This window comes from Bacillus sp. NP157, from assembly GCA_018889975.1.
GTDB lineage: Bacteria > Pseudomonadota > Gammaproteobacteria > Xanthomonadales > Rhodanobacteraceae > Luteibacter.
In genome coordinates, this window is record CP076546.1 from 2,306,203 (window position 1) to 2,321,300 (window position 15,098).

14 protein-coding genes and 2 tRNA genes are annotated in these 15,098 nt (G+C 63.2%); 2 read left to right on the plus strand and 14 right to left on the minus strand.

The annotated features are described in order from the left end of the window. Positions 1-129: 129 nt before the first annotated feature. Positions 130-924: a response regulator gene (locus tag KPL74_10600; protein QWT22425.1), complete on the plus strand. Its 795-nt coding sequence runs from the start codon at positions 130-132 to the stop codon at positions 922-924. Here KPL74_10600 and KPL74_10605 read toward each other — a convergent pair. Beyond that, positions 921-2,813, minus strand: coding sequence for an aromatic amino acid lyase (locus KPL74_10605; protein ID QWT22426.1), 1,893 nt, complete (start codon positions 2,811-2,813; stop codon positions 921-923). The two genes, KPL74_10600 and KPL74_10605, sit on opposite strands and share 4 nt — an antisense overlap. Before the next feature lie 24 nt (positions 2,814-2,837). Beyond that, positions 2,838-4,226, minus strand: a complete 1,389-nt coding sequence (gene hisS / locus KPL74_10610) for a histidine--tRNA ligase (GenBank protein ID QWT22427.1) — start codon at positions 4,224-4,226, stop codon at positions 2,838-2,840. Positions 4,227-4,376: 150 nt separating this feature from the next. Here hisS and KPL74_10615 point away from each other — a divergent pair. Next, a tRNA-Pro gene (locus KPL74_10615) sits at positions 4,377-4,453 on the plus strand. Positions 4,454-5,503: 1,050 nt separating this feature from the next. Here the strand turns inward: KPL74_10615 and KPL74_10620 are convergent. The 12 genes from KPL74_10620 to recA form a co-directional block, all read right to left on the minus strand. Further along, positions 5,504-5,971, minus strand: coding sequence for a hypothetical protein (locus tag KPL74_10620; protein ID QWT22428.1), 468 nt, complete (start codon positions 5,969-5,971; stop codon positions 5,504-5,506). Then, positions 5,968-6,444, minus strand: a complete 477-nt coding sequence (locus tag KPL74_10625; protein ID QWT22429.1) for a hypothetical protein — start codon at positions 6,442-6,444, stop codon at positions 5,968-5,970. Before KPL74_10625 ends, KPL74_10620 begins: the two co-directional genes overlap by 4 nt. A 144-nt stretch (positions 6,445-6,588) precedes the next feature. After that, positions 6,589-6,966 carry an ankyrin repeat domain-containing protein gene (locus tag KPL74_10630; GenBank protein QWT22430.1) on the minus strand — a complete coding sequence of 126 codons (378 nt, stop codon included), beginning with the start codon at positions 6,964-6,966 and terminating at the stop codon, positions 6,589-6,591. A 32-nt stretch (positions 6,967-6,998) separates the two neighbouring features. After that, the gene (locus KPL74_10635; GenBank protein QWT22431.1) at positions 6,999-7,487 is read right to left on the minus strand and encodes a hypothetical protein; all 489 of its coding nucleotides are present in this window, start codon (positions 7,485-7,487) and stop codon (positions 6,999-7,001) included. A gap of 5 nt (positions 7,488-7,492) precedes the next feature. Further along, complete coding sequence (locus KPL74_10640; GenBank protein QWT22432.1) at positions 7,493-7,867, minus strand: DUF4279 domain-containing protein; 375 nt, start codon at positions 7,865-7,867, stop codon at positions 7,493-7,495. 114 nt (positions 7,868-7,981) lie between these two features. Then, on the minus strand, positions 7,982-8,920 hold the full coding sequence (locus KPL74_10645; protein QWT22433.1) for a hypothetical protein: 939 nt from the start codon (positions 8,918-8,920) through the stop codon (positions 7,982-7,984). A gap of 159 nt (positions 8,921-9,079) precedes the next feature. Next, a complete protein-coding gene (locus KPL74_10650) occupies positions 9,080-9,919 on the minus strand; it encodes a CPBP family intramembrane metalloprotease (GenBank protein ID QWT22434.1) in 840 nt (279 codons plus the stop codon). Positions 9,920-10,132: 213 nt separating this feature from the next. Then, positions 10,133-10,225 (minus strand) — tRNA-Ser (locus KPL74_10655). 89 nt (positions 10,226-10,314) lie between these two features. Next, a complete protein-coding gene (gene csrA / locus KPL74_10660) occupies positions 10,315-10,512 on the minus strand; it encodes a carbon storage regulator CsrA (protein QWT22435.1) in 198 nt (65 codons plus the stop codon). A 305-nt stretch (positions 10,513-10,817) separates the two neighbouring features. Beyond that, entirely contained in the window at positions 10,818-13,451 is a 2,634-nt protein-coding gene (gene alaS, locus KPL74_10665; GenBank protein ID QWT22436.1) for an alanine--tRNA ligase, read from the minus strand. 68 nt (positions 13,452-13,519) lie between these two features. Continuing rightward, positions 13,520-14,026: a recombination regulator RecX gene (locus KPL74_10670; GenBank protein QWT22437.1), complete on the minus strand. Its 507-nt coding sequence runs from the start codon at positions 14,024-14,026 to the stop codon at positions 13,520-13,522. Beyond that, positions 14,013-15,053, minus strand: a complete 1,041-nt coding sequence (recA, locus tag KPL74_10675; protein QWT22438.1) for a recombinase RecA — start codon at positions 15,051-15,053, stop codon at positions 14,013-14,015. The genes KPL74_10670 and recA overlap by 14 nt, the downstream gene beginning before the upstream one ends. Positions 15,054-15,098 lie beyond the last annotated feature (45 nt).

Here is a 15,098-nt window from a genome sequence, read left to right on the forward strand (position 1 = left end):
AGCCGGCAACTACACCGTGGCAACCACGCCCAGAATTCGACTACAGAAAATTGCGCCTTTCTTCCATATACCGGCGTCGGCACGGTCGCCAAGATGAAGGCTGTTCCCACGGAGACGCGAGCCGAGCCCATGCTGAGTTCAGTGATCATCGCCGACGACCAACCGGTCGTCATTGCCGGAGTCGAAGCCGTCCTTAAGAAACATCGTTACGACGTGGTAGCCCGCGTCCACGATACCGACACCCTCCTCCACGCCGTGGAAGAGGCCGAATGTGATGTCGTCATTACTGAATTCTGCTTGCCCGAAGGCGTGCACCCCGACGGGGTCGCGATGATTCGCAAGATCCGCACGGTGCGGCCGGACATCGGCATCGTCGTCATGACTTCGCTGACCAACAGCGGCCTGCTGCGTCGCCTGCTCGACATGGGCGTGGCGTCGCTGTTCGACAAACGGAGCAGCATGCGTGACATGCCGCTGGCGGTGCACTCCGCCACCATGGGCCGCACCTTCCTCAGCCCGGCCATCCGTCGCCTGTTCTACGACACCGATTGCCAGGCGACGCACAGCCCGTTTCCCCGCCGGCTCTCGCCACGCGAGGTCGAGGTGCTACGCGCTTACGCGCAGGGGCACACGCTGATGGAAATCGGCGCCATGATGACGCGCAGCATCAAGACCATCAGCCGGCAGAAGCGGTCGGCGATGGCCAAGCTGGGTCTGCAGAACGATGCGCAGTTCTACCAGTACCTGGCGAATGCACGCGCAGGCGTCGTGGACGACTGGGAGATCGACGAAGATGCCGTCGAGGTGGAGGACGATGACGACGGCGACGAGGCCGACGAGGTCAAGGAGCCACTGGATGAGTCGGTAGCCGCTGCGAAGGCAGCGACCACCTACACCATCCTTTGTCCTCGCCCGCCGCCTTAAGCGCGGTCGGCGACCAGGCGGCCCGATGCCACCAGGTCGCACACGGCACGCACGTCACCATCCATGGGACGGTCGCGCTGCATGAAGGCTACATGCGCACGCAGCGCGGCCAGGGCCTCGCGCACGGCCACGCCACCGTGGAAGTCCTCGGCGCTGGCCAGCGCACCCATCAGGGCCCGCACTTCCTGTTCGAAGCGCGGGTAATGGGGCGAGTCGGCACGCGGGGCGCCGGCGATCTTCGACGCCAGCGCTTCCCAATCGCCGCGCAGCGCGAGGGCACGTGCCGCGTTGAGCATGTCCTGGCGGTATTCCAGGGCCTGCGCAGCGGTGTACAGCTCCATGGCCAGCACATGGCCCAGGTCCTCGGTCATCTCGAGCACGTGGCGTGCTTCGTTCGCGCCCATGGACACATGGTCTTCCGCGTTTGCGCTGGTCGGCACCGAATACACCGAGGCAGGGTGCGCACGCGTGGCAAGGTCGTTGACCAGCGCGGCAGCGGTGTACTGCACGATCATGAAACCCGAGTCGGTCGCGTCTTCGTTACCGATCAGGAACGCCGGCAAGCCGTCGTTGTTGGCCGGGTCGACCAGCTTGGCGGTGCGGCGCTCCGAGATGGACGCGAGCACCGGGATGGCGGCCTTTACGTAGCTCATGGCCAGGGCCAGCGGCATGCCATGGAAGTGGCCGGCCGAGATCACCTGGTCTTCGATCACGGCCGCTTCGGCGTCCGGGAACACCAGCGGGTTGTCCGTCACGGCGTTGAGTTCGACGTCGAACACGCGGCACGCCTGGTCCCACGCGTCGCGCACGGCGCCATGCACCTGCGGTGCACAGCGCAGGCAATACGCATCCTGCGGCTGGTGCTTCTTGCCGCCCTTGAACGGGAGGAAGCGCGAATAGAACGCTTCCTTGCCATGGCGCTGGGTCGCCGGGACCCAGTCCCAGCCGATGTCGAAACGGTAGGCCTGTTCCGCCGGGTCCGCCCACGAATCGGACAGCCAGGGACGGAAGCGCGGCACCATGTGGTACGGGATATCGGCGAGGGTGGAGCCCTCGAGCAGCCGGCGGAATTCGGTGGCCGCGGCGACCTGGCCCGGGTGCGGACGTAGCGCATGCACTTCGGGCGCGTAGGCGCCGGTGCGGCCGGCAAAGGCGTCCAGCGTCATCGCCAGCGCGAGGTCGGCGGTCCGGATCAGGGTATCCAGCGTATCCAGCGCGAGCACGCCGGTCGCAAGCATCTGCGTCGTGCCGTTGTTCAGCGCGAGGCCTTCCTTGAAGGACAGGCGGATCGGCGCCAGGCCGGCACGCTTCAGCGCCTCGGCACCGGTGACGCGCTCACCTTCGTAGAACGCTTCGCCACCACCGAGCAGCACGATCGCCAGGTGCGACAGCGGCGCGAGGTCGCCGCTCGCGCCCACCGAGCCCTTCTCGGGGATGACCGGGATCACGCCGCGATTGAGCAGCTCGGCCAGCGCACGCAGGGTCTCGACGCGAATGCCCGAGTGACCGCGCATCAGGGTGTTCACGCGGATGGCGAGCATCGCGCGGACCACGTCCACGGCAAACGGCTTACCCACGCACACGGCGTGGGTGATGATCAGGTTGTGCTGCAGCTCTTCCATCAGCGTGCCGTCGCGCGGCTCGGGGTTGCCGCCCGGCAGCTCGTCGCGCACGCGATGCGCGCCGAGCAACTTGTCGGCATTGCTGCCGAAGCCGGTGGTCACGCCATAGATCGGCTCACCGCCGCCGACCTTCTCGGCGAGGAAATCCGCGGCGCGCTTCACCTTCAGCAGCTGCGTTTCGTCGAGCGTGATGGACGCGCCCTGGCGGGCGATGGCGGCGACCTGCGCGCGGGTGAGGCTGCGGCCGTCGAGAAGAATGCTGGTCATGGCGAACTACCGTAAAAGAGAGCGTCAGCGGCCGATTTCGGCCTGGGCAAGCTCAACGCGAAGGGTCTTGACGAGGTCTTCGCGCGACACTTCGAACTGATCTTCGCGGCGAAGATCCTTCACCGTCACCACGCCCTTGGCGATTTCGTCTTCGCCCAGCACCAGCACGAAGCGGATGCCGGCGCGGTCGGCGTACTTGAACTGCTTACCGAGCTTGCCGCCTTCGAGGACGACCTCGGTGGCGATGCCCGCGGTGCGCAGCTCGTTGGCCACGGCGAGGTAGGCCGGAAGCTGTGCCGCATCCATCTGGGTCACCAGCACGTCCACGGTGCTCTGCGCGGTCGAGACCAGGCCCGCGTCGCGCAGCTGCCAGTACAGACGGGTGAGGCCGATGGAGATACCGACGCCGGGCAGGTGCGACTTGGTGTACTGGCCGGCGAGGTTCTCGTAGCGGCCGCCCGAGCAGATCGAGCCGATCCCCGGGTGGTCGTTGAGCGTGGTTTCGTACACGGTGCCCGTGTAGTAATCCAGGCCGCGCGCGATCGACAGGTTGAGCGCGAAGTGCGTCTCGGGCACGCCGAAGTCGCGGATCATCGCCAGCACTTCCTTCAGCTCCGCCCTGCCCTGCTCGAAGGTCTCCGAACCGGAGCCCAGCGCATCGAGCTTCGCGAACGCGTCGTCCACCGAGGTGGAACGCACCTGCACGAAGTCGAGGATCTTGCCGGCGACCTCGTCGGTGAGGCCAAAGGCCTCGCCGGTTAGGGTATCGCGCACGTACTGCGGGCCACGCTTGTCGAGCTTGTCCACCTCGCGCAGCACGAGCATCTGCTGCTCCGCGTCGGCCACGCCCAGGTTCTCGAAGTAGCCGCGCATCAGCTTGCGGTTATTGAGCTGGATGGTGAACGCGCCGATGTTCAGTTCGCGGAACACGCTGTAGATGACGGCCGGGATCTCGGCGTCGTAGCGGACCGACAACGAATCCTTGCCGATCACGTCGATGTCGCACTGGTAGAACTCGCGGAAGCGGCCACGCTGGGCGCGTTCGCCGCGGTAGACGCGCTGCATCTGGTAGCGGCGGAACGGGAAGCTGAGGTCGTGCTCGTGCTCGGCGACGTAGCGGGCGAGCGGCACCGTCAGGTCGAAGCGCAGGGCCAGCTCGGGTACGCCCGCGGCATCCTTGTCGGCGGCGTTGAGCGCACCGGTGGATTGCACGAAGTACACCTGGCGCTCGGTCTCGCCACCGGTCTTGGTGAGCAGGACGTCGCTATGCTCGATCACCGGCGTTTCGATGGGCAGGAAACCGAACCGCTCGTAGTTACGGCGGATGGTGTCCAGCATGCGCTGGAAGGCGATCTGATCGAGCGGCAGGAGCTCGAGGACACCAGGCATCGTGCGGGCCGGGGTGAGTGCCATGCAATTCCTCTTCGGGCTGTACGTGGGGCGCCATGCGGCAGCCCCATAGAGTAACAGATGGCCATGGACGGCCCTGCGCGGCCCGTGTGAAAAATTTGCGCGGACCTGTTGCTAACTGCCCCGGTCATGGCTAATATACGCGGCTCCCGTCGGGGTGTAGCTCAGCCTGGTAGAGCGCTACGTTCGGGACGTAGAAGTCGCAGGTTCGAATCCTGTCTCCCCGACCAATATTCAAGTAGTTACGTCGCTTGACGATGAAAGGCCCGCCCTCAAAGCGGGCCTCTTTTCGTTCTGGGGTCGGGGAATTCCTCGGGGGTTATCGTGGGGATGCCTTCCCGATGGCGACGGTACCCGTTTCGTCGTATCAATCAGCTACGACGGCGGGGGCCGGAAAAAACGTAACGGCACTACCGCTGACGACTACCCCCGGGACATCGGCGCAGCCCGCGACAAGTGCCCGGAACCCGCTGGCGTATCGCAAAGGATCCGTCCGCCACCGTGACACCGCAGGGACGCAAAGCCAGTCGATGTCCGAGTAGTAGACCGGGCCAGACCCGAACCCCGGATCCGCCAGGCCGTCGATTCCGACAGCCCCCTCAAGGAAGTGCGACCATTCGTCGTACACGGATCGCCCTCCCCGATATTTCACGCAAACGTCGAGCGCCACATCAGAGGCAGGTCCTGCGTTCACGAGTGCACGCAGGAATGATCTCGTAGCGGCAATGTTCAATGAGCGAGCGTCGCTTGCTGCCACGTCAGAAACTTCCTTCGCGTGACATTCGAGCCTCAGGCCGAGCCCGAGAGCACCCAGCTCACTGATCAGCGCTGGCGGAAACGCTACGCACGCATCGAAGACAGGGCCAACATCGATGGCTACCTCCGCGGTGTCGCTCAGGCCTGCAAATCCTCGCAAGACGTCGCGATGACCGGACAATTCATGTAGTGCTTTCTCCAAGGCGTCCGCCGGCGTGACATTCCCGCCTTGGAAAACGTCGAAAACCACAAACGAGTCCTTCCGGAATCCCGCCATGTGTTTCCCGTCAGAGCTAAAGCGGTGATCGCCCGGACCCCAACGGAAACTAGGTCGACGCCCCAGGGCCAACTCGACATCGTCGACGGTCAGACGCGTACTTTTCAGGCGGAGGCTGGTCGTAACGATCATTGATGCGATCCTAAGTTTTCCGAGCCGGACACCAGGTGCAACTGGCGGATTCTCGTGACGCATCCCTTCCAGAAATACATTCCGAATGCGCCACTGATGAACACGAGTAGGGTTGTCAGGACATCGCCAAGCTGAACCTGCACGCGACATACGGAACAAGGATATGGGTCGCAACCAGCTCCCCGGCGTCGAACGGTTTCACTCTGCGCATGGCAAATTCCAGCTCGAGTTCACCATAGCGGTCGAAGTCAAACAGCTCCTCAAATGCAAGCTCCTCTCGCACGATGGACGGTATCGGCCTGGTATCGAGCCACTGAAAGTACCCATTAACGTGGGCACCCGGCATGCACTCGGTATTTTCAGGGACGGAGACGGATATGGCGACATTGCAGTCGCCACGCGCGCCCGGTGGGGCATGCCCTTCCAGGACCAGCCCGGTGAAAAGGAGCTTGTCAATCTGCTCAAACTGGTCAAGCGGACCGCAGTGATAAAGCGAACGGAGCCGTCGCCTGAACTGCTCGTTCCAGAGAGACGTCAGCGAGGCACGGTAATCGGACATTCTATCGGTGATGTCGGTGGTCATCGTCTTAACAGCTTTTCGAGTGCCCTGAGATCAGCTTCGGCGATGTCCGTGCGACGACGCAGCACGTCTACGCCCAACGCAATTCCTTCGAACCCTTGCCTCGTTGCATTCATCGCTACGGCTGAAAAGAACCTGGCAGAAAGCGTTGCCGAAAACCGTGTAGCGATAAAATCCGACACGACCCAACTCACGTCATGAGTCACTATTGAGTGGAAGGCCTCGCCCATCGCCGAGTATAACTTCCGCATGTGCGTCGGTGAAAACCTTGTGGCCTCATGTAACGCGTTTGAAAGAAACACATCAAAGTGCTTCTTGTTAAGCAATTCAGGAAAGGAAATAGCCTCGATCAACAGATCGAGACATTCGTCAGGTGTGACGGCTGGCCCCAAAGACACCTGCTCATAGAGTCCAACCAGCCTGTACATATCATCTTGAGACACCGCTCTTCGGATGTCGCCAATGGTGGGTAGCATCTCGCGCCTCACGGGATCGGTGCCAAGTTCCTGGGAGTGAAAAGCCGACTGAGCTCGCTCATTGGCCAGTATGCCGCAGTGAGAGCAACCGCCTTGATCGCCATGTCGTCGTTCGGCTCCTTCTGTGATGCACCGACTTCCGCTTCAGCCACCGGGATTGCGCAGCAGCGCCTCCAGGCGAACCAAGAACCCGGAGTGACCACACAGTCGCGCTACGTCCGCCGGTGTCTCGCCGAATTCGTTCTTCTCGCCTGTTTTTGCCCCGTGGCCAACAAGCATTTCAGCAATCTGCCAGTGACCTTCCAACGCCGTGTAGTGGAGCGGCGTATATCCAAGATCCCCACGCGCGTTGATGTTCGCAACTAGATTGATGAGAGCAGCCACTTGGGCGAGATCGCTCGACCTTGAGGCGATATGCAACGGAAAATCGTCGACAGCCCCGGGCTGGTTAACGTCCAGAAGATCGATGCCCAAGTAGTCTAGATGGGCCCGGTATCGGTCAAGGACCTCGGTCACCGTCAAGGCGTTTGTCCGTGCCTTTCCGTTTGTGGCCGTCATTTTGGCTGCTCCACGCCGCCCGCGCGAGAGAGCAAATCAAGCGTGTCAAAACACCTGGCCAAAACAACATCGTCGAGACCGAAATCGTCGGATGAGGCCATAAACACGAGCCATCCCTTCACAGCGTCGTATTCCGCAATGGTCATACCAAGCCAAAAGTCCCTGAAGCAATCGCTCCAATAGGTTTCATCTGGCCCGGAATCCAACATTTGAAGAATCGGTGATATGAACAGCGGGGTGATATCGCTGCGCTCCATAGCTATCACCATGAACCGGGGAAGATAGTATCTGAACGCCGCGGGCGTCATGGCGTATAGCGCATCCGCATGCTTCTGTAACAGTGGCCAATCAAGCCGCTCTCGCGAGAAGTGATTCAGGCTTTCAGCGTCTTCCCTATCGGAAATGCGCGGGCGCGATGTGTCGGCGACCCATTCCGGCATCTGCCTGGTCGCGAAAGCCTCAGTTATTTGATGAGCTAGGTTCATGGTCGCTACCATCCGCCTGCTTCCTCATCCACCACAAAGTAGTTATCGAGGAACAATGGCACTCGGAACTCGGCGAGCTTGCTGAGAAGGCTTGCTGAGAAGGTGGGGCCACCGTCGAAACTTGTTTGAAAATGGCCACACCACCAGACAGCCTTAAACGTCTCAGCAAGACTGTGGATCAAATCCTTCTTCGACCACAACTTGCCAAGAAGAAACATCAACCCGTCTTCAAGGGATGACCATTCCTTTTGACTCTCGTCTTCGTCGCCATCGTAAGACCAAAGCGACTCACTCCAGATACCCTTTTGACCCCGCTTTTGGCCCGCAATACGAGTTTGATTTGGCCGAAGTTCCAATAGGTCGGAAATTTCATCTGGCACCAAACCCTCGCCAGCTATACGAAATTGGACAGAGTATTGGTGCATCGCGATCACCCTTTAGCGTGTCACCGGCCATTGGCCGGTGTTTTCGTCTGCGCGCAGGAAAAAACGCCGTCAGTTGGCCTGACGGCATTCCTTGAGGTGAATCCCAGACAGGTCGATCCGATCTACGGTGCCTTCGAGCTTGGCGAAGTCGTGGATGCGAAGCGTCATGACCAGCGGGTTCTGGTCGGTCGCCACGGCGCACGTCACGGTGAACTGGCCGTTGTTCATGTCGTCATCCTGGCGGATGCCGAGCAGGCCGCGGGTCTTGGTCACGAGCCAGGCGACTTCGCCGACGCCGTTGTACGGGTTGATCGAGGCGGTGTAGACCTCGCCATCGATCCGGTACTTGCGACCGGTGTACTTCACCACCAACGGCATGAACATCGCATCGCGGTCGCGTAGCTGGTCGGGACTGGTGTGGGTGCCGAGCAGCAGGTCCTTGAAGGACCCGCCATTCATCGCGCGACTGAGTTTCTGCGTTTCCTTGCCGAGGCTCTGCGACAGATCCACCGCCGTGGTGTCGGTGACGCGGCCCATGTCGGAATGGCTGCGGGCCTGCGCGGCGATCGCCTCGCCTTCCTTGCCCGTCTTCAGCTTGTTGAGCATGCCGCACATGTACTGCTTGCCGGCCTCCGCATCCATTTTCTGGCCGCGTGCCAGCTTGGTCGCGAGGCCGACGGTACCGTCGGCACGTGCGGTGAAGGACACGACCACCGGTGGGTTGCTCGAATCCTGCAGCAGGTAGACCTGGCCATTCTTGCCGTCCATCGTGTCGGCGCCGACCGTGAACTTCTCGTCCGTGCCGTACTGGCGGATCTGGCCCAGTGCGCTGTCGACGGTGAGCCCCGGCATCGTGCGCTCGGCGAGGAAGGCAAGGCCATTGCGAGGGTCGCCGATGGACTTGAAGGTTTCCTCGCAGGTCGCTGCCAGCGTACCGAAGGAAGAGAACAACAGCGCCGCACCGGCAGACGCAACCAACGCCTTGCGGCGGGAAAGAACTCGATTCATATCCTATGCTCCATGTGATCCATAAAACGCGCACACCGGGCCGCGACCGTTCCTGTCGACGGCGATCTGAATGACATCGATCACGGGCGCCCCTCCCCCAAGAATACGGGGGCTTTTCCATCCGGTGCAAGGAAGGCACGCACAAAGCAGCCTGGGGGCCTACGCCACCACGCCGCTTCTGTCAGGCCGCATCATTCCCACGCCCCTCCTCCCCTGCAACACGATGTAAGCCGCCATCATTGCCTGGGTCAGCGCCATCCCCCAGCCGAATTCCGTGGTCACGAACACGGCGTGGCCGTCCCGTGCGGTCATCGCATCGAGCACGCCCTGGACCAGGATGTTATGGCTGGCATGAAGGACGACGCACGGCCAGACGCTGGGGGATGCCTCGCGCAACCAGGCCATGATCACGCCCATGCTGACGACCATGACGGTAAAGCAGCTGACCGCATAAACCGGAGGCGTGCCTGAGTTGTAGTCGGCGCCCAGCAAGACGGGGTAGTGCCACACCGCCCAGATGAGGCCGACGACGAGACCTGCCCTGATCACGCCGATCCGTTCGGCAAGACGAGGGGAGAGAAATCCGCGCCAGCCGAGCTCTTCTCCTAGCGTCCACATCACGGTGGAGAGAAAGCCGAAGGTCAGGGTCGAGGAAACGCCGAATAGTGCAGAGAAAAGGTCCTGGTGCGTGGCAATGTGGTACGTCCCCGCCTGCGCGACCACGTATGACGCCCAGTCCCATGCGCCGGGCACGAAGACCCACACAAGCACGTAAACCGGGATGGCATACACCCACGGAATGAAGTAGCCCGCCAGCCAGTAGCGGCGCACCGGGACCCGCCATCCAAGGGAGGCAAACGGCAGGCGGAGCTGCAACGTGGTGATGAGAGCCGCAAGGCCGGGGCACCACATGTTCATGCGGGAGAGCATCGGCGGGGTGACCCCTGCATGGACGCTCAAGACGTCGACCGGGGTGCTCAGGACGACGAGCCAGAACAAGAACCAGCCGATGGGCTTCCAGGAATTGTGCGGAGTCACAGATGGGCCTGCATGCGGGACTGACACGCACATGGTCTCTCTGGCGGATACACCCCGCGCCTGCCGATGGTCACCTCCCTGCCCGACCGGGACGCCATCAATGCGCATGCCCACAGGTGTTCACGTCGAGAGCGCGCACAAAAAAGCCCGCGTGAGCGGGCTGTTTTGTAAGACTGGCGGAGAGTGAGGGATTCGAACCCTCGATAAGGCTTTTGACCCTATACTCCCTTAGCAGGGGAGCCCCTTCGGCCTCTCGGGCAACTCTCCGTTTTTTGATCGATCGATTGATCGGTCGAGAGGTTCGCACCTCAACGAGCCAGCAAGGATACCGATCCTTGCATCAACCGTAAAGCCTTTTACTGGTCGTCGCCCGTGTGGCCGGCGGGATCGTTCTCGTTCTTGATGCGCTGGTAAATCTCTTCGCGATGGACCGCGACATTCTTCGGTGCGTTGATACCGATGCGCACCTGGTTACCTTTGACACCCAGAACGGTGACCGTCACCTCGTCGCCGATCATCAGGGTTTCACCGACCCGGCGGGTCAGAATCAGCATGATTGATACTCCATAAAATCAGGTATTAGCTTCCCCACCAACGACAACTCACCCCGAGTCTTGTCGCCGATGGATCGACGTTTCGACCATCGAAGGCCGATCCGCCTTCCCCGGCTTAGTTGTGTGTGTGTGTCGCTGACCAGCTGTCCTGCCAATTACGACCCGACTGATCGATGTCGAATTATGCGTTCCGACATTCACATGATACTAGCTGAGCCAATCCTTGTGGCGCAACGCAGGCAGCTGGGAAACCTTGTAGCGGGGCGCCTTTACGGCACCCCGTCGCATGTCCGGGCCGGATTCGTTCAGCCAAGCCTGGCTTCGACCCAGCCCGGGATACCGGCCAGGATGCCGGGCAACGCCGGACTGTCCACGCCGCCGCCCTGGGCCATGTCCGGACGGCCGCCGCCCTTGCCCTCGATCTTCGCCGCGACTTCGGCGACCAGGTCGCCGGCCTTGACCCGCCCAAGCGCCGCACCGCCCACGCCAGCGACCAGGGAGACGCGGCCATCGGCCGCACCCGCCAGGATCACCGCGCAGTCGCCCAGCTTCTGCTTGAGGACGTCAAGGCTGTCACGCAGGGACTTGGCATCCAGGCCTTCGAGGCGAGCCGCCACGACCTTGATGCCGGCCACGTCGACCGCCGCGCTGGCGAGGTCCGCCGACGCCGAGCTGGCCGCCTTGGCCTTGAAGGATTCGACTTCCTTTTCGAGTTTCTTCTGCTTGTCGAACAGCTGGCGAAGTTTCTCAACGACGTCGTCGCCACTGGCGGCGAGCAGGCCGGAAACCTCGCCGAGGATGCGCTCTTCCTCGGCGACGCGCGCCATGGCGCCCGCCCCCGTCACCGCTTCGATGCGGCGGATGCCGGCGGCGACGCCCGACTCGGAAACGATCTTGAACAGGCCGATGTCACCCGTGCGACCCACATGCGTGCCACCGCAGAGCTCGGTCGAGAAATCGCCCATCTTCAGCACGCGCACTTCAGCGCCGTACTTCTCGCCGAACAGTGCCATGGCACCGAATTCGATGGCTTCGTCGTAGCCCATCTGGTGGACTTCCGCAGCGGCGTTGCGACGGACTTCGTCGTTCACCATCCGCTCGACCTCGGCCAGCTCTTCACCGGTGACCGCCTTGAAATGCGAGAAGTCGAAGCGCAGGCGCTCCGGCGCCACCAGCGAGCCCTTCTGGGTCACGTGGTCGCCGAGCACGGTACGCAGCGCCGCGTGCAGCAGGTGGGTGGCCGAGTGGTTCAGGACCGTGGCCTGGCGCTGGGCGCCATCCACCGACGCCCCGACCAGGTCGCCCTTGCGCAGCGGAGCCGAGCCCTGCCACGTGCCGAAGTGCGCGAAGAACGCGCCGCCGACCTTCTGCGTGTCCTGCACGGCCAGCGCACCCGAGGGATTGCGGATCATGCCGGTGTCGCCGACCTGGCCGCCGGATTCGGCGTAGAACGGCGTGCGGTCCAGCAACAGGAAGCCTTCTTCGCCGTCTGCCAGGGCGTCGACGGCCTTGCCCTCGCGGACGATCGCGACCACCGCGGCATCGGCCAGCTCGAGGCTGTCGTAGCCGGTGAAGACGGTCGGCTGCAAGGCGCTCGCGACCTCGGCCGGCAGCGCTGCCTTGGTCGCGAAGTTGCTCGCGGCACGGGCGCGCGCACGCTGCTCACCCATCGCCCGCTCGAAGCCTTCCATGTCCACGCTCATGTCGCGCTCGCGCGCGATGTCGGCGGTGAGGTCGACCGGGAAACCGTAGGTGTCGTAGAGGCGGAACGCGTCCGCACCCGGGATGATCTTGCCCGAGCGCGAGGCGATGTCGTCGAACAGGCGCATGCCGTGCTCAAGGGTTTCGCCGAAACGCTCTTCTTCCATCTTCAGCGCCTGCTCCACGAAGCCCTGCTTCGCGGCGATTTCCGGATAGGCCTCGCCCATCTCGGCCACCAGCGGCGCAACCATCTTCCAGAAGAAATCGCCGCGCACGCCGAGCATCCAGCCGTGGCGCAGCGCGCGACGGATGATGCGGCGAAGCACGTAGCCACGACCTTCGTTCGACGGCAGCACGCCATCGACGATGAGGAACGACGCGGCACGGATATGGTCGGCGATGACGCGCAGCGACTTGTTTCCGAGGTCGGCCGTGCCGGTGAGGCGCGACGCTTCGCGGATCAGGTGCGCGAACAGGTCGATCTCGTAGTTCGAGTGCACGTGCTGCAGCACGGCGGCGAGGCGCTCCAGGCCCATGCCGGTATCGACGCAAGGCGCCGGCAGCGGGCTGAGCGTGCCGTCCGGCGCGCGGTCGAACTGCATGAACACGAGGTTCCAGATCTCGATGTAGCGATCGCCGTCTTCGTCCGGCGAACCCGGCGGGCCACCGGCGACGTCGGCGCCATGGTCGAAGAAGATCTCGGTGCAGGGACCGCAGGGACCGGTATCGGCCATCTGCCAGAAGTTGTCCGAGGCGAACGGCGCGCCCTTGTTGTCGCCGATGCGGACGATGCGGTCCGCCGGCACGCCGACTTCCTTGTTCCAGATGTCGAACGCTTCGTCGTCGGTGTGGTAGACGGTGACCCACAGGCGCTCGGCCGGCAGCTTGTAGACGTCGGTCAACAGCTCCCACGCGTAGCGGATCGCATCGCGCTTGAAGTAGTCGCCGAACGACCAGTTGCCAAGCATCTCGAAGAAGGTGTGGTGTCGGGCCGTGTAACCAACCTGGTCGAGGTCGTTGTGCTTGCCGCCGGCGCGCAGGCAGCGCTGGACGTCGGCCGCACGCACGTAACCCGGCTTTTCGCTGCCGAGGAACACGTTCTTGAACGGGACCATGCCCGAGTTCGTGAACAGGAGCGTGGGGTCGTTCGACGGCACCAGCGATGCCGAAGGAACAATGGTGTGATCCTTCGAGCGGAAGAAGTCGAGGAAGGTCGAGCGAATGTCGGCGGTTTTCATGAGCGATCGTGGCTGGGAGCGGCTAGGATCGCGAAAGGCGCCCAGTCACGGAATCAAGGCTCGTGCCTTCAGTCGTCGTCGGGGTCTTCCGCATCGGCGTGGGTAAGAACACGTACTGTGGCGGCGGCGAAGCCGCGACGCAAGAGGAATTGCGCCCGCCGGGCCCGTTCAGCCGTGTCAGCGGTGGCCCCGCCGTAGCGTCGGCGAAGCTGCTCAGCCGCCAGCGCATGCCAGTCGACGTCGACATTGTCGATCAGTTCGCGGATCCGGGCATCCGGGATGCCCTGGCTGCGCAGCTCGGCCTTCAGCCGTGCCGGGCCATAGCCCTGCCCCACCCGGCTACGGACCAGGGATTCGGCGAAGCGCCCATCATCCTGGTAGCCCTGGTCGCCCAGCCGCTCGATGGCGGTGGCCGTCTCTTCACGTGAAAAACCGCCGCGCCCGAGCTTCTGCCCGAGTTGGCGGCGGGAATGTTCGCGCCGGGCCAGCAGGCCCAGCGCCTTGTCGTAGGCGGTGCGGGTCGGGCGACCGGCCGTGCCGTCGCCCTTCCCCGTGCCTTTATCAGACTTCCTCAAGCTCGTCGGCCTCGGCCGAGGCTTCGGTCTTCGGACCCGCCTTCACCAGCAGGCGGGCACGCAGCTCGGTGTCCACTTCGTTGGCGATGGCCGGGTTGTCGCGCAGGAACTGGCGGACGTTTTCCTTGCCCTGGCCGATGCGGTCACCCTTGTAGCTGTACCAGGCGCCCGACTTGTCGATCAGGTTCTCGCGCACGCCCAGCTCGATGATTTCGCCTTCGCGCGAGGTGCCTTCGCCGTAGAGGATCTCGAACTCGGCCTGGCGGAACGGCGGGGCCACCTTGTTCTTCACGACCTTGACGCGGGTCTCCGAACCGATGACTTCGTCGCCCTTCTTCACCGCGCCGATGCGGCGGATATCCAGGCGCACCGAGGCGTAGAACTTCAGCGCGTTACCACCGGTGGTGGTTTCCGGGCTGCCGAACATCACGCCGATCTTCATGCGGATCTGGTTGATGAAGATGACCAGGCAGTTGGACTTCTTGATGTTGGCCGTGAGCTTGCGCAGCGCCTGGCTCATGAGGCGGGCGTGCAGGCCGACATGCGAGTCGCCCATTTCGCCTTCGATTTCGGCCTTCGGCGTCAGCGCCGCCACCGAGTCGACCACCACCATGTCCACGGCGCCCGAGCGCACCAGCATGTCGGCGATTTCCAGCGCCTGCTCGCCGGTGTCCGGCTGGCTGACGAGGAGGTCGGCGACGTTCACGCCGAGCTTCTCGGCGTAGCTCGGGTCCAGGGCGTGCTCGGCGTCGACGAAGGCCGCCGTACCGCCGTTGCGCTGGCAGGACGCGATGGCCTGCAGGGTCAGCGTGGTCTTGCCGGACGACTCCGGACCGTAGATTTCCACGATGCGGCCACGCGGCAGGCCACCGATGCCCAGGGCGATGTCCAGGCCCAGGGAACCGGTGGAGACGGTGTCGATCTGGTCGTCCACGCGGTCGCCAAGACGCATGACGGCACCCTTGCCGAACTGCTTTTCAATCTGGCCGAGGGCACTCGCCAGCGCCTTGCGCTTATTGTCGTCCATCGTAGTTATCCGGTGTGCTTGTGTAGGTAGGTATCTTGCCGGAGC

Bases quoted from the DNA above. Each gene is read 5' to 3' on its own strand.
- KPL74_10605 (QWT22426.1), bottom strand. From the start codon at position 2,813: ATGACCAGCATTCTTCTCGACGGCCGCAGCCTCACCCGCGCGCAGGTC.
- csrA (QWT22435.1), bottom strand. From the start codon at position 10,512: ATGCTGATTCTGACCCGCCGGGTCGGTGAAACCCTGATGATCGGCGAC.
- KPL74_10625 (QWT22429.1), bottom strand. From the start codon at position 6,444: ATGCTACCCACCATTGGCGACATCCGAAGAGCGGTGTCTCAAGATGAT.
- hisS (QWT22427.1), bottom strand. From the start codon at position 4,226: ATGGCACTCACCCCGGCCCGCACGATGCCTGGTGTCCTCGAGCTCCTG.
- recA (QWT22438.1), bottom strand. From the start codon at position 15,053: ATGGACGACAATAAGCGCAAGGCGCTGGCGAGTGCCCTCGGCCAGATT.
- KPL74_10645 (QWT22433.1), bottom strand. From the start codon at position 8,920: ATGAATCGAGTTCTTTCCCGCCGCAAGGCGTTGGTTGCGTCTGCCGGT.
- KPL74_10635 (QWT22431.1), bottom strand. From the start codon at position 7,487: ATGAACCTAGCTCATCAAATAACTGAGGCTTTCGCGACCAGGCAGATG.
- KPL74_10620 (QWT22428.1), bottom strand. From the start codon at position 5,971: ATGACCACCGACATCACCGATAGAATGTCCGATTACCGTGCCTCGCTG.
- KPL74_10600 (QWT22425.1), top strand. From the start codon at position 130: ATGCTGAGTTCAGTGATCATCGCCGACGACCAACCGGTCGTCATTGCC.
- alaS (QWT22436.1), bottom strand. From the start codon at position 13,451: ATGAAAACCGCCGACATTCGCTCGACCTTCCTCGACTTCTTCCGCTCG.